The sequence below is a fragment of the Streptomyces sp. MGP-BFMKR1 genome (assembly GCF_057766585.1).
This window is the reverse complement of sequence record NZ_CM173408.1, coordinates 947875-968561: the sequence shown is the minus strand read 5'-3', so window position 1 is coordinate 968561 and position 20687 is coordinate 947875. Positions and strand designations below refer to the sequence as shown.

The following is a 20687-nucleotide window of genomic DNA, read 5'->3' as shown; positions in this document are numbered from 1 at the left end:
CGGCCCGCGGCGCGCCCCCGAAGCGGGCCGCGCCGCGGCTGCCGGACGGGCCCGGCCCGGCGCCGGTCGGCGGGCCGCGCCGCCTGCGGCGCGGCGGCAGGCGAAGGAGCCCGGTGGCGGGGTGCGCACCGGGCTCCCGAGCCGTGTGGCGGAGGATCAGCGCAGGTCCACCCGGAGCACCTTGTCGGAGCCGGCCGGCTGGCCGCCGCCGAGGTCCGCGTTGGTCGTCGTGAGCCACAGCGCCTTCGCGCCGGGCACCTTCTCGACCGTGCGCAGCCGGCCGTAGTCGCCCGTGTAGTACGCCTCGGGCGTGCCGGTTCCGGTCCTGGTGATCGGCACCCGCCACAGCCGCTGGCCGCGCTGGGCCGCGAGGTAGACCGCGCCGTCCGCGTAGGTGAGGCCGCTCGGCGACGCCTCGTTGGTCTTCCACTGCCGCTCGGGGTTGGTCATCCCGGGCGTGCTGCACTGGCCCTCGCAGGTGGGCCAGCCGTAGTTCTTGCCCGGCTTGATCAGGTTGAGCTCGTCGAAGGCGTTGTTGCCGAACTCCGCCTCCCACAGCCGCCCCTGGGCGTCCCAGGTCAGCCCCTGCGGGTTGCGGTGGCCGATGGAGTAGACGAGGGAGCCGTACGGGTTGCCGGGGGCGGGCTTGCCCTCCGTGGTCATGCGCAGGATCTTGCCATTCAGGGACGTCTTGTCCTGGGCCAGCGCGGCCTGGAAGGCGTCACCGGTCGTCGCGTACAGATAGCCGTCGGGGCCGAACTGGAGCCGGCCACCGTTGTGGTAGTTGTACTTCTTGATGCCGGTGACCAGCGGGGTGTACTCCCCGAGCGTGGTGCCGTCGTACGTCATCCGCACGATCCGGTTGTCGCCCTCGGCCGAGTGCATCAGGAAAATGTGGTGATCGCGCTTCCAGTTCGGCGAGACGGCCAGGCCGAGCAGCCCGCCCTCGCCGTTAGTGGTCACCACGTTGGGGACCGTGCCGATCTCCACGCGCTTGCCCGCCTGGGTCAGCCGGAAGAGCTTGAACGTCTCCCGCTCGGTGATCAGCGCTGATCCGTCGGGCAGCCAGTCAAGGCCCCACGGGATCGACCAGCCCTCGGAGACGGTACGGATGGCGGACGGGACGGAGCGGCCGTGGTGGCCGCCCGGGAGCGTGACCGCCCCGGCGTCGGCCGTGGACGGAAGTTGGCCGGAACCGGCCGTGGCCGCGTGGCTGGTACCAGCGGACCGGTGGGTGGTGGCGGCGTTGCCGGTCGCCGTGGTGGCGGTGAGCAGCCCCGCGGACAGCGCGGTCGTGGCGGTCAGCGCGAGCAGCGTGCGCCGGCGGGTCTGCCGGAGAGGATGGGGGGCCCTGGCCATGGAACGTTCCTCCTAGCGGATGGGAGTTCGTGCACGGTGGCGGGGGCGGTGCGCTGCGGTGGCGATGTGCTCGTGGGCGGTGCCGGAACGGTTCGTCACGTCGTCACGGGACACGGTCGCGGTGCGCCGGGTACCGCCGCGGTGCGCCGGCCGGCGGCACCGCCTGGACGGGGCGTCGTACCTGCCCTGACCAGGTGGGTGACGCGGGCCGCGGTGGCGCTGGTGGACCGTTGGGTGACGACGTTTCGGGCCTGGCCGGCGGCCACCGGGGCGGGCGCCGGGCGTGTGAGTGTGCGGTCGTGGGAAATGTAAGGAAGGCTTCCCTGACCGTCAACAGCACTTGACTGGCGTCACACGGATCGCGATTCTGCAACGGGAGCCCCGGGGCGCATCCGGCGTGAAATCCAGGCCCCCTAGGCACAGTTGCACCCGACCCGCATCATGGTGAACGGTCCGGTCGACACGCCACACCCGGCCGGGCAGCACCGTACGTCGGCACCAGCCGAACCGTCCTCACGCACCGTCAACGGGGTCCGTCCAGCAGGCACGCGTCCGTGCTCCGCGCACGCGCACGGGCTCACGCCCGCACACGCCACGACGCGGTCCGGGCGCGCCCCGGTCCGCCACGCGTTCGCGGCGTCCGCCACCAGTGACCACCCGCCACCCGCGCGCGGGCCCGTACGGCACGACCCACCCGCGCGCACCCGCCCAACGGCCCACGCCGGCCGGGCGGGCCGCCACGGCGGGCGGCGGACCAGGGGCGCGACGCGCGAAGCGTGGCGGGACCCACCCGGGACCCACCCGGGGCCGGGCCCGCGCACGCGGGCGTGCGGCGACGGGGCAACACCGAGCGAGCAGAGCGAAGAACGTACGGCAACCGCAGCGCAAGCGAAGAAGGGCAGGTATGGATCATGACCGAATCCGTACAGCAGGCGGTCGAGCAGCAGACGCGACCGGTTGACCCGGCGGCCGAAGGTTCGGGCGGGTGGCAGACGCCCGACTACACGGTCGTCGAGACCGCGCTCGAAGTCACCGCGTACTCGCTGAGCAAGCGCTAACCGGCGTGCTGCTGCGGGTACTCGGCACCGCGGCGGGCGGAGGCATACCTCAGTGGAACTGCGCGTGCCCCAGTTGCACCGGGGCACGCGCCCACCCCGCCCGGCGGCGCCGCCACGCCTCGCTGGCCGTCCAGGCCGCGGACGACCGCTGGTACGTCGTCAACGCCACCCCCGACATCGGGGACCAGATCGAGGACTGCCCACCGCTGCTGCCCAGCCCCGGCACCCGACAGACCCCGGTGGCCGGGATCATCCTGACCGACGCCGAACTCGACCACACCCTGGGCATCGCCCGGCTGCGCGAGGCCGACGCCTTCGAGGTGCTGGCCACCGCCGCCGTACGCGACACCCTGCGCACCCGGCTGCACCTCAAGGCCACGCTGGCCCCCTACGCCGAGGTGCGCTGGCGCGACCTGCCCCACGCGAGCCCGATCGCCCTCGGGCCCGAACCGTGGCCCGAACCCGGGCGGCCGGCCGCGCGACCGACCGCGCGACCGGCCGTGCGACCTGGAGCAGTCCCGGCCGCCGCGTCCACGGGCAAGCCCCTGGTGGAGGTCAGCGCCATCCCCGTGTCGGGCAAGCGCCCGCGGTACGCGGCGGTGGACGGCGGGCAGGGCCCCGGCGCCGGCGGCCCGCACGCCGCGCCGGGCGAGACGGCGCGGCCGGGGAGCGCCGACCCGGGCCACGAGGGCGCGGGGTGGTCCGTCGCCCTGCGGATCACCGACCGGGCCAGCGGCGCCACCGCCCTGTACGCCCCGGCCGTCGCCACCTGGTCCGCCACGCTGGCCGACGCGGCGGCCGAGGCCGACTGCCTGATCGTCGACGGGACGTTCTGGGACGACGAGGAACCGATCCGTACCGGCATCGGCCCACGGACCGCCACCGGCATGGGACACCTGCCGATCGTCGGGCCGGGCGGCACGGCCGAACGGCTGGCCGCGCTGCGCGCCCGCTGTCTCTACACCCACCTCAACAACACCAACCCCCTCGTGGACCCGGACGCGGCGGAGCACCGCCGGCTGGCCGAGTGGGGCATCGAGGTAGCCGCCGACGGGATGGTGATCGAGCTGTGAGCAACGCCGCGCTGCGCACCGGCGACGGGCCGGGAGCCACCGAGGACGAGAGGACGGGACCGACGCCGGGCCCGGAGGCCGGCACTGGGGGAGCGGGCACCGCGGCCTTCGAGGCGCGGCTGCGGACCATCGCCCGGGAGCGCTACCACGACCGGCACCCGTTCAACGTGGCCATGCACGAGGGCCGGCTGACCCCCGACCAACTGCGCCGCTGGGTCCTCAACCGCTTCCACTACCAACGCCACATCCCGATCAAGGACGCGCTGGTCCTGGCCAAGTTCGACACCCGCGAGCACCGCCGGGCGTGGCTGCGCAGGGTGCGGGACCACGACGGCAGGGCCGAGGGCGAGGGCGGCATCGAGAACTGGCTGCGGCTCGGCGAGGCCGTGGGACTCGACCGCGACCTGCTGCTCTCCGGCGACGATGTGCTGCCCGGGGTACGACTCGCGGTGGAGGGTTACGTCAACTTCTGCCGGCTGGGCTCGCCGCTCGAAGCGGTCGCCGCCTCGCTGACCGAACTGTCCGCGCCCGGCATCATGCTCACCCGCATCGACGCCTTCGAACGCCACTACCGCTGGATCGACCCGGCCGGGCTCACCTACTTCCGCAACCGCGAGCGCGAGGGGCGCCGGGACAGCGGGGAGGCGTTGGACCTCGTGCTGTCCTGGGCCACGACCGCCGCCGACCAGGACCGGGCGGCGGCGGCGCTGAGCTTCAAGTGCGACGTGCTCTGGTCGCTGCTCGACGCGCTGGCGCACGCCGACACCGCCGACCCCGCCACCGGCCCCGACCGGGTCAGGTGGCGGCCGTGAGCCAGACACCCGGCGCGAGCACGCGCACCGACGCCCGGCCCGCGCCCGCCGCCGGGCCCGCCGCCGGACCCGCCGTCGACCCCGCGTGGCGGCCCGCACTGTCCCCCGGCATCATGCTGCGCCGGGACCGGGTGCGGGAGGCGGACCTGCTGGTGCTGCCCGAGCGGGTGGTGGTGCTGACCGGCCGGGCCGCCGACATCGTGCGGCTGTGCGACGGGCGGCGCGAGGTCGCCGCGATCGTAGGAGAGTTGGCGGACCGCTTTCCGGGCGCGCCGGTGCCGGACGAGGTCCCCGCGTTCCTGGCCAGACTGCGCGAACAGGGGTGGCTGCGATGAGCGAGACACCGCAGCGCCCCTGGGCCCTGCTGGCCGAACTCAGCCACGGCTGCCCGCTGCACTGCCCGTACTGCTCCAACCCGCTCGAACTCGTCCGCAGGTCGGCGGAGTTGAGCACGGACGAGTGGTGCGAGGTGATGCGGCAGGCCGGCGAGTTCGGCGTGGTGCACACCCACCTGTCGGGCGGCGAGCCCCTGCTCCGCGGCGACCTGGAGCAGATCGTGGCCGCCGCCGACGCGGCCGGCATCTACACGCAACTGGTCACCAGCGGCGTCGGGCTCACCGAGGACCGGCTCGGCTCCCTGGTCGACGCCGGGCTGCGCAGCGTGCAGCTCTCGGTCCAGCACGCCGACCCCGCCCGCTCCGACCGGATCGCCGGGCACCGGGCGTTCGCCGCCAAGGAACGGGCCGCGGCGCTGATCCGCGCGGCCGGGCTGCCGCTCGGCGTCAACGTGGTGCTGCACCGCGACAACCTGGACGCCGTGGACGCCCTCGTGGACCTCGCGGTGGCCTGGGACGCCGAGCGGATCGAGCTGGCCAACACGCAGTTCTACGGCTGGGCCCTGCGCAACCGGGAGGCCCTGCTGCCGAGCCGGGAGCAGTTGGCGCGGGCCGGCGCGGCCATCGAGCGCCGCCGCGCCGAACTGGCCGGCACCATCGAGCTGGTGTGGGTGATGCCGGACTACTTCGACGGCGTGGCCAAGCCGTGCATGGGCGGCTGGGGCGCGGTCTCGCTCACCGTCGCCCCGGACGGCACGGTGCTGCCCTGCCCGGCCGCCTCGGTGCTGCCCGACCTGGACCCGCCGAACGCGCGCGACCGGACGCTGGAGTGGATCTGGGAGTCATCGCCGGCGTTCACCAAGTACCGGGGCACGGCCTGGATGCCCGAGCCGTGTCGGAGCTGCCCGAGCCGCGAGATCGACTTCGGCGGGTGCCGCTGCCAGGCGTACGCGCTCACCGGCGACGCCGCCCGCACGGACCCGGCCTGCGCGCTCTCGCCCGACCACGCCCTGGTCCGCGCGGCGGCCGACGCGCCCCGCGACACCGCCGCGCCCGCCACCGAGCCCCTCCCGCTCGCCGCGCCCGGCCAGCGCGCCCGGGCCTCCGCGGCGAGCGTTCCGTACGTCTACCGCACCCCGGCCGCCGGCCGCCGCGCCCCGTAACGGGGTCGGCTCCCGCCGCTGGCGCCGCCACCCTGTCGGGGCGGTGGCGCCGGCGACGGGGGAGCGGCGACTGGCGGTGGCGCCCGGACGGAAACGCGGTTGCCCGCTCCAAGCCCGGGCTGGAGGATCTCCTCCCGTGCACTCCATCGACGAGAACGAGACGACCGCCCCCCGCACGTCCCGCCCGCTCGCGCTGGTGACCGGCGTGGGCCGCACCGTCGGCATCGGCGCGGGCGTCGCCCGCCAACTGGCCGCCTCGGGCTGGGACATCGCCTTCACCTACTGGCACCCGTACGACCAGCGCATGAGCTGGGGCGTCGAGTCCGGGGCAACCGACGCGATCGACCGCGCGCTGACCGCGTGCGGCGCGCGCACCGCGGCCGTCGAAGCGGACCTCGCCGACCCCGAGGCCGCCGCGCGCGTCTTCGACGCGGCGGAGCGCGCCCTCGGCCCGGTCACCGCCCTGGTGATGTGCCACTGCGAATCGGTCGACTCCGGCCTGCTCGACACCACCGTCGAGAGCTTCGACCGCCACTTCGCCGTCAACGCGCGAGCCACCTGGCTGCTGATCCGCGAGTACGGGCGGCGCTTTCGCGGCGCCCACGGAACGGGCCGGATCATCAGCCTCACCAGCGACCACACCGTGGGCAACCTCCCCTACGGCGCGAGCAAGGGTGCCCTGGACCGCATCACCCTGGCCGCCGCGCACGAACTCGCCCCCCTCGGCGTCACCGCCAACGTGATCAACCCAGGGCCCGTCGACACCGGATGGATGTCCGAGGAACTGCGCGAGGCGTGCACGGCAGAGACACCGCTCGGCCGCCTCGGCACCCCGCAGGACACCGCCCACCTGGTGGACTTCCTGTGCTCGCCGCGCGGCCAGTGGATGAACGGGCAACTGCTGAAGAGCAACGGCGGATCCGCCTAGGCACGCGGGCCACGGCGACGGCCTCCGCCGGCGGGCCGACTCTTCCCCGTACTCGCGCCACGTGGGTCACTCGCCGCCTCGCCGCCCCGCCGGGGCTACTGCTCATGAAGAGTTCACCGGGGCGTTTCTACCCGCATAGACCCAGCGGGGCCACGATGAGCGACGCCGCCTCCCCACCCTCGACGTACGGGAGTTGACGACCCTCATGCAGATATCCCGCCGCGGTGTCCTCGCCGCGACCGTGGCCACGGCTTCGGCCGCGGCCCTGCTGGCCACCGCCCCGACGGCGCACGCCGCTCTGCCCACCCCGGTCAGCGCCGCCACCGCCCGCTCCTACCTGGCGGCCATGCCCGCCACCGCCGAGCACTCCCTCACCGGCTACAGCCGTGACCTGTTCCCGCACTGGATCACCATCAGCGGCGCGTGCAACACCCGCGAGACCGTCCTCAAGCGCGACGGCAGCGGAGTGGTGACCGACTCCTCCTGCGCCGCCACCTCGGGAAGCTGGTACTCCCCGTACGACGGGGCCACCTGGTACGCCGCCTCCGACGTGGACATCGACCACCTCGTACCGCTGGCCGAGGCGTGGCGCTCGGGCGCCTGGTCCTGGTCCACCTCCAAGCGGCAGGCCCTCGCCAACGACCTCAGCCGCCCCCAGCTCCTGGCCGTGACCGACAACGTCAACCAGTCCAAGGGGGACCAGGACCCCGGTAGCTGGTGGCCCTCCCGTACCGCCTACCGCTGCACGTACGCCCGGGCGTGGGTGCAGATCAAGCACGACTACGGGCTGTCCGTCGACGCCACGGAGAAGAGCGTCCTCACCTCGGTGCTCAACGGCTGCTGACCGGGCGCCCGCCGGCCACGACGCGGCCCCACCCCGCCCGGTCCGCCGGGCGGGGTGGGGCCGCCCTCGGCACCCCGGGGCGGGGGCTGCTTCACGTACCGGTAGTCCCAGGAGCCGCGGACCAGCGGGCCAGGCAGGCCGGGTCCACCCGTTCGTGGTGGAACACCAACTCCGTGGTCTGCCTGCCGTCCGGGCCGCGGTCCGGTGTGCGGGAAGTCGTGCCGAGGCCCCGGTGATCCGCACATGCCCGCCGCCACACGTCCGGTCCCGGGCCTCACGTCGGTTGCCAGATCCTGGACAGCGACTGAGGGGTGAGTACCTCCGCGGGCGGGCCGTCCGCGACCAGACGTCCGTCGCTGAGAAGCAGGCAGGTGTCGGCGGAGCGGGCGGCCTCGAGATCGTGCGTGGCCTGGACGATGGTCGTGCCGTCGGCGACCAGGGCGGTGAGCAGTGCCGTGATCCGCTCCCGCGCCTCGGGGTCGAGCCCGGTGGTCGGCTCGTCCAGGAGCAGCAGGTCGGACTGTTGGGCGAGGCCCTGCGCGATCAGGACCCGCTGGCGCTGGCCGCCCGACAACTCGCCGAGCTGACGGGCGCCGAGGTGGGCGACGCCCAGTCGCTCCATGGCGGAGTCGACCACGGCCCGGTCCCGCCGGGTCAGCCGCCGCCACAGTCCACGCTCGCCCCAGCGGCCCATCTCCACGGTCTGCCGCGCCGTGAGGGGGAGCGTGTCACCGACGGCGCCGCGCTGCGGGACGAAAGCCGGCGGCGAGCCCTCCGCGTACCGCACCTGTCCGGATGTGGCGGCGATCACTCCGGCCAGGACGCCCAGCAGCGTGGACTTGCCACTCCCGTTCGGTCCGACGAGCGCGGTCACGGCCAAAGCCGGTACTCCCGCGCTGAGTTGGTGGAGTACGGGGCGGCCTGGATAGCCGGCGTTCAGCCCGTGGAACCGTACGCGCTCGTTCCTCGGTTCGCCGTCCGGCGGCGACAGGGAGTTGTTGTTGAACATGATTGTCATTATAAGGTTCTCGTATGGAGTGGTTGACGGTCCCCTTCGAGGTGGCCTTTGTGCAGCGGGCCCTGTGGGCCGGGGTCCTGGTGTCGGCGATATGCGCCCTCGCCGGGACGTGGGTGGTGCTCCGGGGGATGGCCTTCCTGGGTGACGCCATGTCCCACGGACTGCTTCCCGGCGTCGCGGTCGCCTCGCTGCTCGGGGGCAACCTGCTGGTGGGGGCGGTAGTGAGCGCGGCCGTGATGACCGCGGGCGTCACAGTCCTCGGACGCACTCCGAGGCTGTCCCAGGACACCGGCATCGGCTTGCTGTTCGTCGGCATGTTGTCGCTCGGCGTCATCATCGTGTCCCGCTCGCAGTCCTTCGCGGTGGACCTCACCGGATTCCTCTTCGGCGACGTCCTCGCCGTGCGCGAGAGCGACCTGACCCTTCTCGGTGTGGCCCTGCTGCTGGCGCTGGGCGTCTCGGTGCTCGGCCACCGGGCCTTCCTGGCGCTGGCGTTCGACGAGCGCAAGGCCAGGACGCTGGGGTTGCGCCCGCGGCTCGCGCACGCCGTCCTGCTGGGGCTGCTGGCGCTGGCCATCGTCGCTTCCTTCCATATCGTCGGAACCCTGCTCGTCCTGGGCCTGCTCATCGCCCCGCCGGCGGCGGCCCTGCCCTGGGCGCGCAGCGTGGGCGGCGTCATGGTCCTGGCCGCGGTCATCGGCGCCGCCGCCACCTTCGGCGGCCTGCTCCTTTCCTGGCACTTGAGCACCGCGGCCGGAGCGACCGTCTCCGCCCTCGCCGTCTGCCTCTTCTTCCTGTCCCACCTGGCGTCCGGACTCCGGCACCGCCGCCGTACGCGCCGTGACGGCGTCCCCGCCCCGGCGGTCACCTTGGCCCCGAGGGCCACCACGTCCCGACCGAACGAAACCTGAGGCGATCCCGTTGCTCGTCCGAAGAAACGTCACACTGCTCGCCCCGGCGCTCGTGGCCGTGGCCATCCTGGCCGCCGGATGCGGGGGCCAGGACGATGCCAAGTCCGGCGCCGGGAGCCCCGCTTCCTCCGCCACCCCGCACGGCTACGTGGAAGGTGCCACCGAGGCGGCCGAACCGCAGTCCCGTCTCCTGCTCGGCGACCCCGAAAGCGGCGACACCCAGGTGCTGGATCTGACCACCGGCAAGGTCCACGACACCGCCCGCAGACCCGGTGTCACCGCTCTGACGACGGACGGCCGCTTCGGCTACTTCCACGGTGCGGACGGCATCCAGGTCCTCGACAGCGGCGCGTGGATGGTCGACCACGGAGACCATGTGCACTACTACCGCGCGAAGATCCAGGAGGTCGGCGAGCTTCCGGGCGACACCGGCACGGTGGTCCGTGGCGATGCGGGCGTCACCGTGGTCACCTCGGCCGACGGGAAGGCGAGCGTGTACCCGCGCGCGGAGCTGGAGAAGGGCTCCCTCGGCACCCCCGCCCGGCTCCCCGGTACCCACGCCGGTGCCGTCGTGCCGTACGCGGAACACCTGATCGCCCTCACCGGCGAGAGCGGCGGCCCCGCCGAGGTCGCCGTGCTCGACCGGTCCGGCAAGCGCGTCGCCACCCCGGAGGCGGAGTGCGAGGACCCCGAGGGTGACGCGGTCACCCGGCGCGGGATCGTCCTCGGCTGCGCCGACGGCGCCCTGCTCGTCCACGAGGACGACGGCGCCTTCACCGCCGAGAAGATCCCCTACGGCGAGGACGTGCCGAAGGCGGAGCGTGCCGCGGAGTTCAGGCACCGTCCGGGCAGCAGCACGCTCACGGCACCCGCGGGTAAGGACGCCGTCTGGGTCCTGGACGTCACCGAGGGCGCCTGGACCCGGGTGGAGACCGGCCCGGTGGTCGCCGCCAACACGGCCGGCGAAGGCGCACCGCTGTTGGTCCTGGAGAGCGACGGAGCCCTGCACGGCTACGACGTGTCCACGGGCAAGGAGATCACGGTCACCGACCCCTTGCTGAAGGACATCCCCGAAGCCGGGCACGGAACCACCGCGACGCCGCTGATCGAGGTGGACCGCAGCCGCGCCTACCTCAATGACCCCGAGGGCAAGCGCGTGTACGAGATCGACTACAACGACGACCTCCGGGTGGCCCGCACGTTCGCCCTGGACGTCCGGCCGTCTCTGATGGTGGAGACGGGCCGATGAGCGTGCGCGTGGGTGCGGCACGGGTCCGCGCCCTGCTGGTGACACTGATCAGCTTCTTCGCCCTCGCCGCCACGGCCAGCGGCTGCGCGGGCGGCGACGACGCATGGCCCCGGGTCGTGGTGACCACCAACATTCTCGGCGACATCACCCGGGAGATCGTCGGGGACGAGGCAGACGTCAGTGTCCTGATGAAGCCCAACGCCGACCCGCACTCCTTCGGCCTGTCGGCCGTGCAGGCCGCGGAGCTGGAGAACGCGGACCTGGTCGTCTACAACGGGCTGGGACTGGAGGAGAACGTACTACGGCACGTAGAAGCGGCCCGCGAGTCCGGGGTGGCCACCTTCGCGGCGGGCGAGGCGGCCGACCCGCTCCCCTTCCACACCGGGCAGGAGGGCGGCCCCGAGGAAGGGGCCGGCGAACCCGACCCGCACTTCTGGACCGACCCCGACCGGGTGCGCAAGGCCGCCGGCCTGATCGCCGACCAGGTCGCCGAACACGTGGACGGCGTGGACGAGAAGGCCGTCCGGGACAACGCGGCACGCTACGACGGGCAACTCGCCGATCTCACCACCTGGATGGAGAAGTCCTTCGCCGCCGTCCCCGAGGACCGGCGCGCCCTGGTGACCAACCACCACGTCTTCGGATACCTCGCCGACCGCTTCGGCTTCCGCGTGATCGGTGCCGTCATCCCCAGCGGCACCACCCTCGCCTCACCCAGCTCCTCCGACCTGCGCTCCCTCACCCAGGCCATGGAGAAGGCCGGTGTGCGCACCGTCTTCGCCGACTCCTCCCAGCCCACCAAGCTCGCGGAGGTCCTCCGCCAGGAGATGGGCGGCGATGTCGACGTCGTCTCCCTCTACTCCGAGTCGCTGACCGAGAAGGGCAAGGGCGCCGGCACCTACCTGGACATGATGCGCGCCAACACCGCGGCCATGGCCGAGGGCCTCACCGGCAACTGAACAAGCCTCCCCGCGGACCGGCGAACCGAACACGCCGACCGTTCCACCACACGACCCCGCCCCCTCAGGGCCGGAGAGGAAAGACACGCGATGAACAGGTCGACACGCGCCAGAACGCTCACGGGCACGGCACTCGCCCTGGCGACGGCCATGGCGCTGACCGCCTGCGGCGGCGGCGACGACGCCTCGTCCGACGCCGAGCCGAAGAAGCAGACGAAGAGCGGCGAGGCCGCCGCCGTCAAGAACCCGGTCGTCGCCTCCTACGACGGGGGGCTCTACGTCATCGATGGCGAGACCCTCAAGCTGGCGAAGACCATCGAGCTGCCCGGATTCAACCGGGTCAACCCGGCCGGGGACGAGGACCACGTCGTCATCTCCACCGACACCGGCTTCCGCGTGTTCGACGCCGCCCGGCAGGAGTTCACCGACGCCGAGTTCAAGGGCGCCAAACCGGGCCACGTCGTGCGGCACGGCGGCAGGACGGCCCTGTTCACCGACGGCACGGGCGAGGTGAACGTCCTCGACCCCGCCGAGCTGGCCGGCGGTAAGCGGCCCAAGACCCGGAGCTACACCTCCGCCGAGCCCCACCACGGTGTGGCGATCGAACTCGCCGACGGCGAACTCGTCACCACCCTCGGCACCGAGGAGAAGCGCACCGGCGCCCTCGTCCTGGACAAGGGCAACAAGGAGATCGCGCGCTCCGAGGACTGCCCTGGCGTGCACGGCGAGGCCGCGGCCAAGGACGAGGTGGTCGGCCTCGGCTGCGAGGACGGCGTACTGCTCTACAAGAACGGCAGGTTCACCAAGGTCGACGCGCCGGGTGACTACGCCCGTACCGGCAACCAGGCGGGCAGCGACGCCTCCCCGATCCTCCTGGGCGACTACAAGACCGACCCGGACGCGGAGCTGGAGCGGCCGACGCGCATATCCCTGATCGACACCCGCACCGCGAAGATGAAGCTGGTCGACCTCGGCACCAGCTACTCCTTCCGCTCCCTCGCCCGGGGTCCGCACGGTGAGGCCCTCGTGCTCGGCACCAACGGCGTCCTGCACGTCATCGACCCGGAGACCGGCAAGGTCGAGAAGAGGATCGACGCCGTCGGCGACTGGACCGAGCCTTTGGACTGGCAGCAGCCCAGGCCCACTCTGTTCGTCCGTGACCACACGGCCTACGTCTCCGACCCGGGCAAGCGCCAACTGCACTCCTTCGACCTGGACTCGGCCGAGAAGCTGAAGTCCGTGACGCTGCCGAAGGGCACCAACGAGCTGTCCGGCACAGTGGCTGACCACTGACCGGTCCCGTTCCACGATTCCACGGACCGCTGAGCGGTCCGAGGGGGAACGCCCGCCGGCTCGTGTTCCGGCGGGCGTCCCGTTTTGCCCACCCCCCTGCCCCCACCCGGCCACCGGGGATGTCCGGCGCACCCCCCCGGCGCCGCGTCCCAGGCGAACAGGGCGCCGGGGCGGTCGGCGAGCCAGAACCGTCCGCGGCTGCGGGCCGCGGCGCAGCAGAGGTCTTCGAGCGCCTGGTAGAGGCGTTTCCATTACCGTTCCAGATGAGAGGTAGGTACGACCTTGTCCGCCCACTGCCAACTGACCGGTGCCCAGCCGGGCTTCGGCAACGCCATCTCCCACTCGCATCGGCGCACTTCGCGCCGCTTCGACCCCAACATCCAGCGCAAGCGCTACTGGCTGCCCAGCGAGGGACGGCATGTCCGGCTGACGCTCAGTGCGAAGGCGATCAAGACCATCGACAGCATCGGCATCGAGGCCGCCGTGGCCCGTATCCGCGCCCGAGAGGGGAAGGTCTGATGGCCAAGAAGAGCAAGATCGCGCAGAACGAGAAGCGCAAGGCGGTCGTCGAGCGCTACGCGGCCCGCCGTGCGGAGCTGAAGGAGGTCATCCGTCGGCCGTCCTCCACCGACACCGAACGCCAGGCCGCGGTGGAAGAACTGCGGCGCCAGCCCCGCGACGCCAGCGCTACCCGAGTCCGCAACCGGGACAGCGTGGATGGGCGACCGCGCGGCCACCTCCGCAAGTTCGGACTCTCGCGCGTCCGCGTGCGTGAGCAGGCCCACGCCGGCTTCCTGCCCGGGGTCACCAAGTCCTCCTGGTAAGCGCTCCGCTCGCGCGACGGACCGCGAGCCCGGCCGTGACTCGGCGCCGTCACGGCCGGACGGGCCGCTGAGCGTGCCTGCGGACATCAGGGCGGGCGCGGGAGGTTGAGCCGATAGCCCGCGACCTGGGGGAGCCGTTGCGTGGCGATGGCGGACACCGTCTGCTGGTAGGAGAGCGGCAACTGGGCTCGCCAGGTCCTCGGGCAGGCTGGTGAGGGTGTGGGACGCCAGCACGCGTTGCCCCCGGCCGCCAGTCGGCCAATGGGTCGGGCCAGGGCAGCGCCAGTGCGTACGAGCCTCGACCTCGCTCAGGGCGTCGTGCCAGTCAGGCAGGTCCAGCGGGAGGGGGCGTGCGCAGCGCGATCATGGCGACGTCGTCGTCGTTGTCGCTGGGGCGGACCTGGTCCAGCAGCAAGTCGCAGAAGGAGTCGAGGGGGCGGTGGGCGAGGGAGGCCGCATGTCGGCGCAGGCGGTCAAGCCCGTGATCGATGGAGTGGTGCGGGGATTCGACCAGCCCGTCGGTGTAGAGGACGAGGGTGACCCGTGGAGGCAGGACGGTGACGGCGTCGGGGCGGGGTCTGGTGACTCCGGTGCCGAGCAGTATGCCGTGAGCCCCGTCGAGGTAGCTGGTCCGACCGTCGTGGGTGATGAGCAGGGGCGGCGGGTGGCCGGCGTTCGTCCAGCTGAGGCGCCACAGCGCGTCATCCCCGAGGGTGAGCCTGGCGAAGATCATGGTGGCCATGGACACCTCGGCTATGTGCATCACGGCGTCGTCGAGCCGTGTGACGACGGCGCTGGGCGGGGCCTCGGGATGGGACCAGGCGAAGGCGCGCAGCATGTTGCGGACCTGCGCCATGCCGGCCGCGGCGTCGAGATCGTGTCCGACGACGTCGCCGATGGCCAGTGCGTGGGCGTGGGCGCCCAGGGCGAAGGCGTCGTACCAGTCACCCCCGACGGATGAGGCGTCCGGAGCGGGCTGGTAGCGCGCGGTCATCTCCAGCCCGGGCAGGACGGGCAGCTGGGGCAGCAGGTGGCGTTGCATGGTCTCGGCGACTTTGCGCTGGCGCTGGTACAGGCGCGCGTTGTCCAGCGCCAGGCCCGCCCGGCGGGTGAGGTCCTCCAGCAGCGGCAGGTCGGCAGGGGTGAAGGCGTCGTGGCGCTGGGCGCGGCCGAGGGTCAGGGCGCCGAGTACGTCGCGCAGGCCCCGAATGGGGGCGATGACGGCGGAGTGCATACCCGTCGCGGTGAACAGGCGTCGCTGCTCGACGGCGATGCCGGAGTCGGGCGGACCTTGGTAGGTGGCGGGACCGGCGAGGGAGGAGGCGGCGCCGCGCAGGGCCCGTGACAGGGGCATCGGCGACTCCGTCGGCACCGGAGGCATAGGGCCTTGCAGGTCGTCCCGCTCGACGAGAATGCCGTCCTTGTGCTCCATCACGAGAACACGTCGCACTTCGTCACGTTCGGTGAGCAGGTCGAACACCGCCCAGTCCGCGAGCCGGGGTACGGTCAGGGCCGCGAGCCGGTGCAGCGCCTCGTCGACGTCCAGGGTGGATGTGAGCCGTGTGGTCGTCTCCGCGAGCAGGGCCAGTCGGTCCAGTTCCGTCAGCGGCGCGGAGTGCCCACCGTCGCTGGGGCGATCGTCTGGCTGCTTGGGCTCGTACAGCAGCGCCAGCCCACCTGTCCCGCCCTGCTCGGGTGAGTAGGGCATCATCAGCCAGGACAACTGGACGAGAGTGCCGTCCCCACGGGCGAACCACTCGGCGTCGCCATGCCTGGTGTCGCCCGTGAGGAGCGCCTCCCTGATCTGGCAGCGCGTGCGCGGCACCGGGTGCCCGTATCTGTCCCGGTGCAGCAGGTCATGGAAGTCCTGACCCACGAGTTCCGGGGCTTCCCTGCCCAGCAGGCTCTGGGCCGCTTTGTTGACCGCGACGATGAGGCCATCGTCATCGACCGTGATGGCGGACGCCCGCAGGTTTTCCAGCGTTCCGCCGAGCAGGGCGTGAGAACGCGCCTGATGCCCGGACCGGGAACCACTGTCCCTGCCGAGAGCGGCGACGTCGTCCATGTCCCTCCTCTGTTCACGCGTCGAATGGAGTCGAGTACCCCGACCTGGTTCCGGCATGCACGGAAGGCGCGTCTTCCCTGCTGCGAGCCCCCCCGACGCCGGGCCCGCCCCCCCGCCGTGCCCAGCGCGAGACGGGCCGTGGCCCGTCCAGGGGGGCGACGAGGAACTGTACGAGGCGGTGGCCGGACTCCTCCAGTACGGTGACCGCGTTCGCGCACTGGATCTTGAACGGGTGAGGGCCTTCCGGTTTCGGTGTGGATCGCGATGTCCACACCGACCAGCAAGGCCCTCGTGCCCCACGGTCCCGCACCCCTGACCGAGACGGGACGGCTGCGCATGGCCCGCGCCACCGATCTCTGGCGACGGGCTCAGGCGTTCTTCACCCGGGTCGGGATCACCGTTGTCTCAAGAGCCAACCACCCGCCAGCCGCGTCCCCCACCTCACAGGGCGGTACAGCTAGCCCGCCAGCAGGGCTTCCAGTTCGGCCGCGAACATCTCGGCGGGGTCGAAGTCCATTCCGGTGAAGTGGCCGGCGAGCTCCAGGGAGAGGAGGCCGTGCAGGCGGGTCCAGAAGGAGAGGGCCCGGTGCAGGGCCGCCGGGGGCGCGGGGTGGTCGCCGGTCCACGCGCGGTGGTCCGCGAGGTGCGCGTCGAACGGCGAGGCGGGCCCGCTCGGGGGGAGGGCGGCGCAGGCGTCGAGCATCAGGGTCATGATCTCGTGAGTGATCGCCGTGGTGTCCTCGGGCGCGTGGTAGCCGGGCACGGGCGTGCCGTAGACCAGGAAGTAGCGCTGTGGGTCGGCCAGGGCCCAGCCGCGCAGGGCGTGCGCCAGGGCGGCGAGGTCCGGGCCGGGTCCGGCCTCGGCGGCCAGTCGGCAGGCGTCGGCCAGGCTGCGGTACGCGTCCCGGATCAGCGCGGTGATCAGGTCGTCGCGGCTGGCGAAGTACCGGTAGAGCGCGGGCCCGCTCATACCCATCTGCTTGGCGATCGCGTTCAGGGACAGCGCGGACGCCCCCGTCGTGGCGATCTGCTCCCACGCGCGTTCCTTGATCTCCGCGCGCACCTGGGCGCGGTAGCGCTCGCGCGGGGTCGTCGTCGCGTGGGTCTCCGCCATGGCCTGCCACCCTCCCGGTCCCATCGAGCTACAAGCTGAAGCTTGAGTGAGAAGCTATCACGGTGCGCTCGTGGCTCGGTGTCCAAAAGCTACCGCTCGCACGATCACGACGGATAGACCAACCGGCGGCGCGGGAGGGGGCGCCCCGGTGGCGGACGGCCTGGTCACCACCGCTGTGAGCGGGAGCGGGAGTGGGAGTGGGAGCGCCGTCCGCCCCGGTCGCCCCGGCCGGTTCGGCGGCTGGGGGAGAGGGCGGGGCGGGTGGACGCGGGCGGGCCGGGCTCAGCGGGTGGCGGTGGCCGCGCCGATCGCCCGGTCCAGGATGTCCAGGCCGAGCGCGAGTTCGTCCTCGGTGACGGTCAGCGCCGGCGCGATGCGCAGGACTCCGCCCATGCCGGGGAGCTGCACGATGTTGGTGTGCAGGCCGAGTTCCAGGCACCGCCGGGTGACCTGCGCGCCCAGCTCGCTCGAACTCTCCTTGGTCGCGCGGTCGACGACGAGTTCGAGCCCGGCCAGCAGCCCCCGGCCACGGACGTCGCCGACGACGGCGTGCCGGTCGGCGATGTCCCACAGCCCCTGGCGGAGCAGGTCTCCGAGCGCCCGCGCGCGGGCGTCGAGCCCGTCGCGGACCAGGACGTCGATGACGGTGTTGCCGACGGCCGCCACCAGCGGGTCCGCGACGTGCGTGGTGAAGAACAGGAACCCGCGCTCGTACGCCTCCCGTTCGATCTCGGCGCTGGTGACCACGGCCGCCAGCGGGAGTCCCGCGCCGAGCGTCTTGGAGAGCGTGAGGATGTCGGGGACGATGCCGTCACGCTCGAACGCGTACCAGGTCCCGGTGCGGCACAAGCCGGTCTGGGCCTCGTCGAGGATCAGCAGCATGCCGCGCTCCCGGCACTTCTCGTGCAGGGCCGCGAAGTAGCCGACCGGCGGCTCGATGATGCCGCCCGAGCTGAGGATCGGCTCGACCAGGCACGCGGCGAGGCTGCCGGTCGACTGGGCGTCGATCAGGTCGAAGGCGAAGTCGAGCTGGCGGCGCCAGTCCAGCCCACCGTCGGGTGTGGTGAAGTCGGGCCGGTACGTGTTCGGCGCCGGAATGGCGAAGTTGCCGGGCGCGGCCGGCCCGTAACCCTTCCGTCCCGCGCTGTAGGTGGCGGACGCGGCGGCCTGCGTCATGCCGTGCCAGGAGCGCGCGAACGAGACGATCTCGTGCCGGCCGGTGACGAGCTTGGCCATCCGGACGGCGGCCTCGTTCGACTCGGCGCCGGTCGTCAGCAGCAGGACCTTCTCCAGCGGGGCGGGCAGCGTCCCGGCCAGGCGGCGGGCGAGGTCGACCACCGGGCGGCTGAGCATGCCGCTGTAGAGGTGGTCGAGGTCCGCCACCTGTCGTCGCACGGTGGCCACGATCTCCGGGTGACAGTGCCCGAGGATCGCGCTCATCTGGCCGGAGGTGAAGTCGAGTATCCGCCGCCCGTCCGCGGTGCGCAGGAAGCTGCCGGCGGCGTGCTCGATGATCTCGGGCGTGAACTCGCCGCCGTAGCGCACGAGGTGGCGCTCGGCATCGGTCCAGAACGTCTCGGTGGGCGACGGGGTGGGGGTCGTAGCAGCCATGCCGCCGACGGTAGGCGCGGCGTCCACGGGGCGTCCATCTCAGCCTTCCGACTGTCCTGTTCGGCGAAGCCGCACAACAATGGGGGAGTGCTGAACCCCTGGAGGCTGCGGCTGCTCAGCCAGTTGGACGCGCTGGGCACCGTGCGCGCGGTCGCCCAGGCCGCCAACCTGAGCCCGTCGAGCGTGTCCCAGCAACTCGCCGTGCTGGAGGCCGAGACGCGCACCCAGCTCATCGAGCGCACCGGCCGTCGCGTGCGGCTGACCCCGGCCGGGCTGATCCTGGCGCGGCGGGCGCGGGCGATCATCGACCACATGGGCACCGTCGAGGCGGAGCTGCGCGGCTTCGGCGCGGAGCCCGCCGGGTTGGTGCGGCTCGGATCGTTCCAGAGCGCGATCCACACCATGGCCGTGCCGGCGGTGACCCGGCTCGCGCGCGCTCACCCGCACCTCGACGTGGAACTGCTGCAACTGGAGCCGCACGAGAGCATGCCCGCGCTGCGCGGCGGCGACGCGGACCTCATCATCACCACCACGGACTTCGACGAGTTGCCGCTCGGGCCCGACCTCGACCTGGTGCCGCTGGCGACGGACCCGATCCTGCTGGTCGTCCCGCCCGGGCACCCCGCGACCGAGGACGAGGTCGTGGACCTCGCGGCGTACGCGGACGAACCCTGGTCGTTCGACATGCCGCAGTCGTACATGGCCAACCTCGCGCTACGGCTGTGCCGCCAGGCCCGGTTCGAGCCACGGGTGCGGTGTCGGTTCGGCAACTACCTGATGACCCTGCAACACGTCGAGGCCGGGCTGTCGATCGCGCTGCTGCCCGGCCTGGCCGTCGACCACAGCCGCTACCGCGTCGCCACCAGGCGGCTCGCCACCCCCGTGACGCGCACGATCACTGCGGCCATCCGGCGCGGCACGCCCCCGCGCCCGGCCGTCCGCGCCGTGCTGGACGCCCTGCGCCAGCACCCGGGCCCGGTGCCGCGGGGCCACGTCTGAGCGGCTGTCGGCGGCCGGAGTCGAGGGCGGTGACGCGGGGTTGGCGGCGTGGCTCGTGCCGCCTCCGCCCGCCCGCGTGACGGACCCGCGCTCCCGTGAGAGGTTCTCACCCACCCTCTTGACGAGAGCTATTCGCAGAAGTTAGAACTTATAACGAACGGCAGGGCGACTCACTCTCGGGTCGCCCGGCGCGTTCCGTGGGTGGTGGGGGGCGTCATCGACGCCCCATGGCCTCGCCCGCGCCCGCCAGTCCTGTGCACCGAAACCTGACAAGGGGAACACCATGCCCGGCACGCGCGACACCCGTACCCGCACCGCCCTGTTCGCCCTCCCGCTCGCCGTCGCGGGCGTCCTCACCGCCGCCGCGACGCCCGCCGGGGCCGCGTCACGGCCGACCGCGCCCCAGTCGGGCGCTGCCCCGTCCGGCGAGTCGCGCCCGGGCGCCGCCGTCACGTGTCGCGGGGCGGGCGTCGACCCCAAGGCCGTCGTGCGCTACCAGGCCGAAACCGTGATCCGCGCGCCGCTCAGCACCATCTGGACGTTGCAGACCGATGTGGAGCGTTGGCCGTCCTGGCAGCGCCCCGTCGAGACCGCCGACCGTCTCGACCACGGCCGGTTCCGGGAGGGCTCGGCCTTCCACTGGACGACACCCGTACGCGGTGTGCCCTCGATACCCGACACCACCCTCGGCATCACCTCGACCGTCGAGCAACTCAAGCGCCACTCCTGCATCCGCTGGACCGGTCCCGCCGTCGGCGAGGGGCTACGCATCGACAACGGCGTCCACGTGTGGACCTTCACCAAGGTCAGGGGCGGTGTCCTGGTGCGTACCGCGGAGACCCACACCGGGGCCCAGGTCGAGGCCGACGTCCCCACCGCGACCGCGCTCCTCGGGGCCGGGCTTGAGGCATGGCTGAGCGACCTGAAGGTCGCCGCCGAGGCTCATGGCGGGTGCCGGCCGCGCTGACGCGACCACCGGGCCCGGCGCCGCCCCACCTCGCCCCCGGGGGGTGGGGGACCGGGCACGCCTCGGCTCACGCGGTGGACGCCGGAGGACCGCGCGACGGTGGCC

The 20687-nt window shown here is 72.9% G+C and carries 20 protein-coding genes; 15 read left to right on the top strand and 5 right to left on the bottom strand.

Annotated elements, in window-relative coordinates:
• Positions 1-156 precede the first annotated feature (156 nt).
• On the bottom strand, positions 157-1359 hold the full coding sequence (locus AC3CHW_RS03475) for a PQQ-dependent sugar dehydrogenase (protein ID WP_398606885.1): 1203 nt from the start codon (positions 1357-1359) through the stop codon (positions 157-159).
• Positions 1360-2270: 911 nt separating this feature from the next.
• Here AC3CHW_RS03475 and pqqA point away from each other — a divergent pair.
• The 7 genes from pqqA to AC3CHW_RS03440 all read left to right on the top strand — a co-directional run bounded on the left by pqqA (position 2271) and on the right by AC3CHW_RS03440 (position 7572).
• Entirely contained in the window at positions 2271-2417 is a 147-nt protein-coding gene (gene pqqA / locus AC3CHW_RS03470; protein WP_359323572.1) for a pyrroloquinoline quinone precursor peptide PqqA, read from the top strand.
• 5 nt (positions 2418-2422) lie between these two features.
• Complete coding sequence (gene pqqB / locus AC3CHW_RS03465) at positions 2423-3490, top strand: pyrroloquinoline quinone biosynthesis protein PqqB (RefSeq protein ID WP_488469523.1); 1068 nt, start codon at positions 2423-2425, stop codon at positions 3488-3490.
• Positions 3487-4302, top strand: a complete 816-nt coding sequence (pqqC, locus tag AC3CHW_RS03460; RefSeq protein WP_488469522.1) for a pyrroloquinoline-quinone synthase PqqC — start codon at positions 3487-3489, stop codon at positions 4300-4302. The genes pqqB and pqqC overlap by 4 nt, the downstream gene beginning before the upstream one ends.
• Complete coding sequence (gene pqqD, locus AC3CHW_RS03455; protein ID WP_488469521.1) at positions 4299-4637, top strand: pyrroloquinoline quinone biosynthesis peptide chaperone PqqD; 339 nt, start codon at positions 4299-4301, stop codon at positions 4635-4637. The genes pqqC and pqqD overlap by 4 nt, the downstream gene beginning before the upstream one ends.
• Complete coding sequence (pqqE, locus tag AC3CHW_RS03450) at positions 4634-5800, top strand: pyrroloquinoline quinone biosynthesis protein PqqE (RefSeq protein ID WP_488469520.1); 1167 nt, start codon at positions 4634-4636, stop codon at positions 5798-5800. The genes pqqD and pqqE overlap by 4 nt, the downstream gene beginning before the upstream one ends.
• Before the next feature lie 136 nt (positions 5801-5936).
• Positions 5937-6728, top strand: a complete 792-nt coding sequence (locus AC3CHW_RS03445) for an SDR family oxidoreductase (RefSeq protein ID WP_488469519.1) — start codon at positions 5937-5939, stop codon at positions 6726-6728.
• A gap of 205 nt (positions 6729-6933) precedes the next feature.
• On the top strand, positions 6934-7572 hold the full coding sequence (locus AC3CHW_RS03440) for an HNH endonuclease family protein (RefSeq protein ID WP_488470955.1): 639 nt from the start codon (positions 6934-6936) through the stop codon (positions 7570-7572).
• Positions 7573-7846: 274 nt separating this feature from the next.
• Here the strand turns inward: AC3CHW_RS03440 and aztA are convergent, their stop codons facing one another.
• Entirely contained in the window at positions 7847-8590 is a 744-nt protein-coding gene (aztA, locus tag AC3CHW_RS03435) for a zinc ABC transporter ATP-binding protein AztA (protein ID WP_398606891.1), read from the bottom strand.
• 14 nt (positions 8591-8604) lie between these two features.
• Here aztA and aztB point away from each other — a divergent pair, with 14 nt between their 5' ends.
• The 6 genes from aztB (at position 8605) to rpsN (ending at position 13826) form a co-directional block, all read left to right on the top strand.
• Positions 8605-9501 carry a zinc ABC transporter permease AztB gene (gene aztB, locus AC3CHW_RS03430; protein WP_488469518.1) on the top strand — a complete coding sequence of 299 codons (897 nt, stop codon included), beginning with the start codon at positions 8605-8607 and terminating at the stop codon, positions 9499-9501.
• Positions 9502-9511: 10 nt separating this feature from the next.
• Positions 9512-10750, top strand: coding sequence for a hypothetical protein (locus AC3CHW_RS03425; protein ID WP_488469517.1), 1239 nt, complete (start codon positions 9512-9514; stop codon positions 10748-10750).
• A complete protein-coding gene (gene aztC / locus AC3CHW_RS03420; RefSeq protein WP_488469516.1) occupies positions 10747-11709 on the top strand; it encodes a zinc ABC transporter substrate-binding protein AztC in 963 nt (320 codons plus the stop codon). The genes AC3CHW_RS03425 and aztC overlap by 4 nt, the downstream gene beginning before the upstream one ends.
• 90 nt (positions 11710-11799) lie before the next feature.
• Positions 11800-13002, top strand: a complete 1203-nt coding sequence (aztD, locus tag AC3CHW_RS03415; protein ID WP_488469515.1) for a zinc metallochaperone AztD — start codon at positions 11800-11802, stop codon at positions 13000-13002.
• A 282-nt stretch (positions 13003-13284) separates the two neighbouring features.
• Positions 13285-13521 (top strand): 50S ribosomal protein L28, encoded by a 237-nt coding sequence (rpmB, locus tag AC3CHW_RS03410; protein WP_488469514.1) that lies wholly within the window; start codon positions 13285-13287, stop codon positions 13519-13521.
• Complete coding sequence (gene rpsN / locus AC3CHW_RS03405; protein ID WP_488469513.1) at positions 13521-13826, top strand: 30S ribosomal protein S14; 306 nt, start codon at positions 13521-13523, stop codon at positions 13824-13826. The genes rpmB and rpsN overlap by 1 nt, the downstream gene beginning before the upstream one ends.
• Positions 13827-14151: 325 nt before the next feature.
• Here the strand turns inward: rpsN and AC3CHW_RS03400 are convergent, their stop codons facing one another.
• From AC3CHW_RS03400 to AC3CHW_RS03390, 3 genes are all read right to left on the bottom strand, one after another.
• Entirely contained in the window at positions 14152-15891 is a 1740-nt protein-coding gene (locus AC3CHW_RS03400; protein WP_488469512.1) for a PP2C family protein-serine/threonine phosphatase, read from the bottom strand.
• A 457-nt stretch (positions 15892-16348) separates the two neighbouring features.
• Entirely contained in the window at positions 16349-17005 is a 657-nt protein-coding gene (locus tag AC3CHW_RS03395) for a TetR/AcrR family transcriptional regulator (protein ID WP_459246379.1), read from the bottom strand.
• A gap of 282 nt (positions 17006-17287) precedes the next feature.
• The gene (locus tag AC3CHW_RS03390) at positions 17288-18616 is read right to left on the bottom strand and encodes an aspartate aminotransferase family protein (RefSeq protein ID WP_488469511.1); all 1329 of its coding nucleotides are present in this window, start codon (positions 18614-18616) and stop codon (positions 17288-17290) included.
• Positions 18617-18703: 87 nt separating this feature from the next.
• On the opposite strand from AC3CHW_RS03390, the gene AC3CHW_RS03385 reads away from it, so the two are divergent.
• Positions 18704-19615: a LysR family transcriptional regulator gene (locus AC3CHW_RS03385; RefSeq protein ID WP_459246381.1), complete on the top strand. Its 912-nt coding sequence runs from the start codon at positions 18704-18706 to the stop codon at positions 19613-19615.
• A 283-nt stretch (positions 19616-19898) separates the two neighbouring features.
• Positions 19899-20582: an SRPBCC family protein gene (locus AC3CHW_RS03380; protein ID WP_488469510.1), complete on the top strand. Its 684-nt coding sequence runs from the start codon at positions 19899-19901 to the stop codon at positions 20580-20582.
• Positions 20583-20687 lie beyond the last annotated feature (105 nt).

Bases quoted from the DNA above. Each gene is read 5' to 3' on its own strand.
- AC3CHW_RS03390 (WP_488469511.1), bottom strand. From the start codon at position 18,616: ATGGCTGCTACGACCCCCACCCCGTCGCCCACCGAGACGTTCTGGACC.
- aztD (WP_488469515.1), top strand. From the start codon at position 11,800: ATGAACAGGTCGACACGCGCCAGAACGCTCACGGGCACGGCACTCGCC.
- AC3CHW_RS03400 (WP_488469512.1), bottom strand. From the start codon at position 15,891: ATGGACGACGTCGCCGCTCTCGGCAGGGACAGTGGTTCCCGGTCCGGG.
- AC3CHW_RS03395 (WP_459246379.1), bottom strand. From the start codon at position 17,005: ATGGCGGAGACCCACGCGACGACGACCCCGCGCGAGCGCTACCGCGCC.
- pqqE (WP_488469520.1), top strand. From the start codon at position 4,634: ATGAGCGAGACACCGCAGCGCCCCTGGGCCCTGCTGGCCGAACTCAGC.
- aztA (WP_398606891.1), bottom strand. From the start codon at position 8,590: ATGACAATCATGTTCAACAACAACTCCCTGTCGCCGCCGGACGGCGAA.
- rpsN (WP_488469513.1), top strand. From the start codon at position 13,521: ATGGCCAAGAAGAGCAAGATCGCGCAGAACGAGAAGCGCAAGGCGGTC.
- pqqA (WP_359323572.1), top strand. From the start codon at position 2,271: ATGACCGAATCCGTACAGCAGGCGGTCGAGCAGCAGACGCGACCGGTT.
- AC3CHW_RS03475 (WP_398606885.1), bottom strand. From the start codon at position 1,359: ATGGCCAGGGCCCCCCATCCTCTCCGGCAGACCCGCCGGCGCACGCTG.
- AC3CHW_RS03380 (WP_488469510.1), top strand. From the start codon at position 19,899: ATGCCCGGCACGCGCGACACCCGTACCCGCACCGCCCTGTTCGCCCTC.
- AC3CHW_RS03440 (WP_488470955.1), top strand. From the start codon at position 6,934: ATGCAGATATCCCGCCGCGGTGTCCTCGCCGCGACCGTGGCCACGGCT.
- aztC (WP_488469516.1), top strand. From the start codon at position 10,747: ATGAGCGTGCGCGTGGGTGCGGCACGGGTCCGCGCCCTGCTGGTGACA.
- aztB (WP_488469518.1), top strand. From the start codon at position 8,605: ATGGAGTGGTTGACGGTCCCCTTCGAGGTGGCCTTTGTGCAGCGGGCC.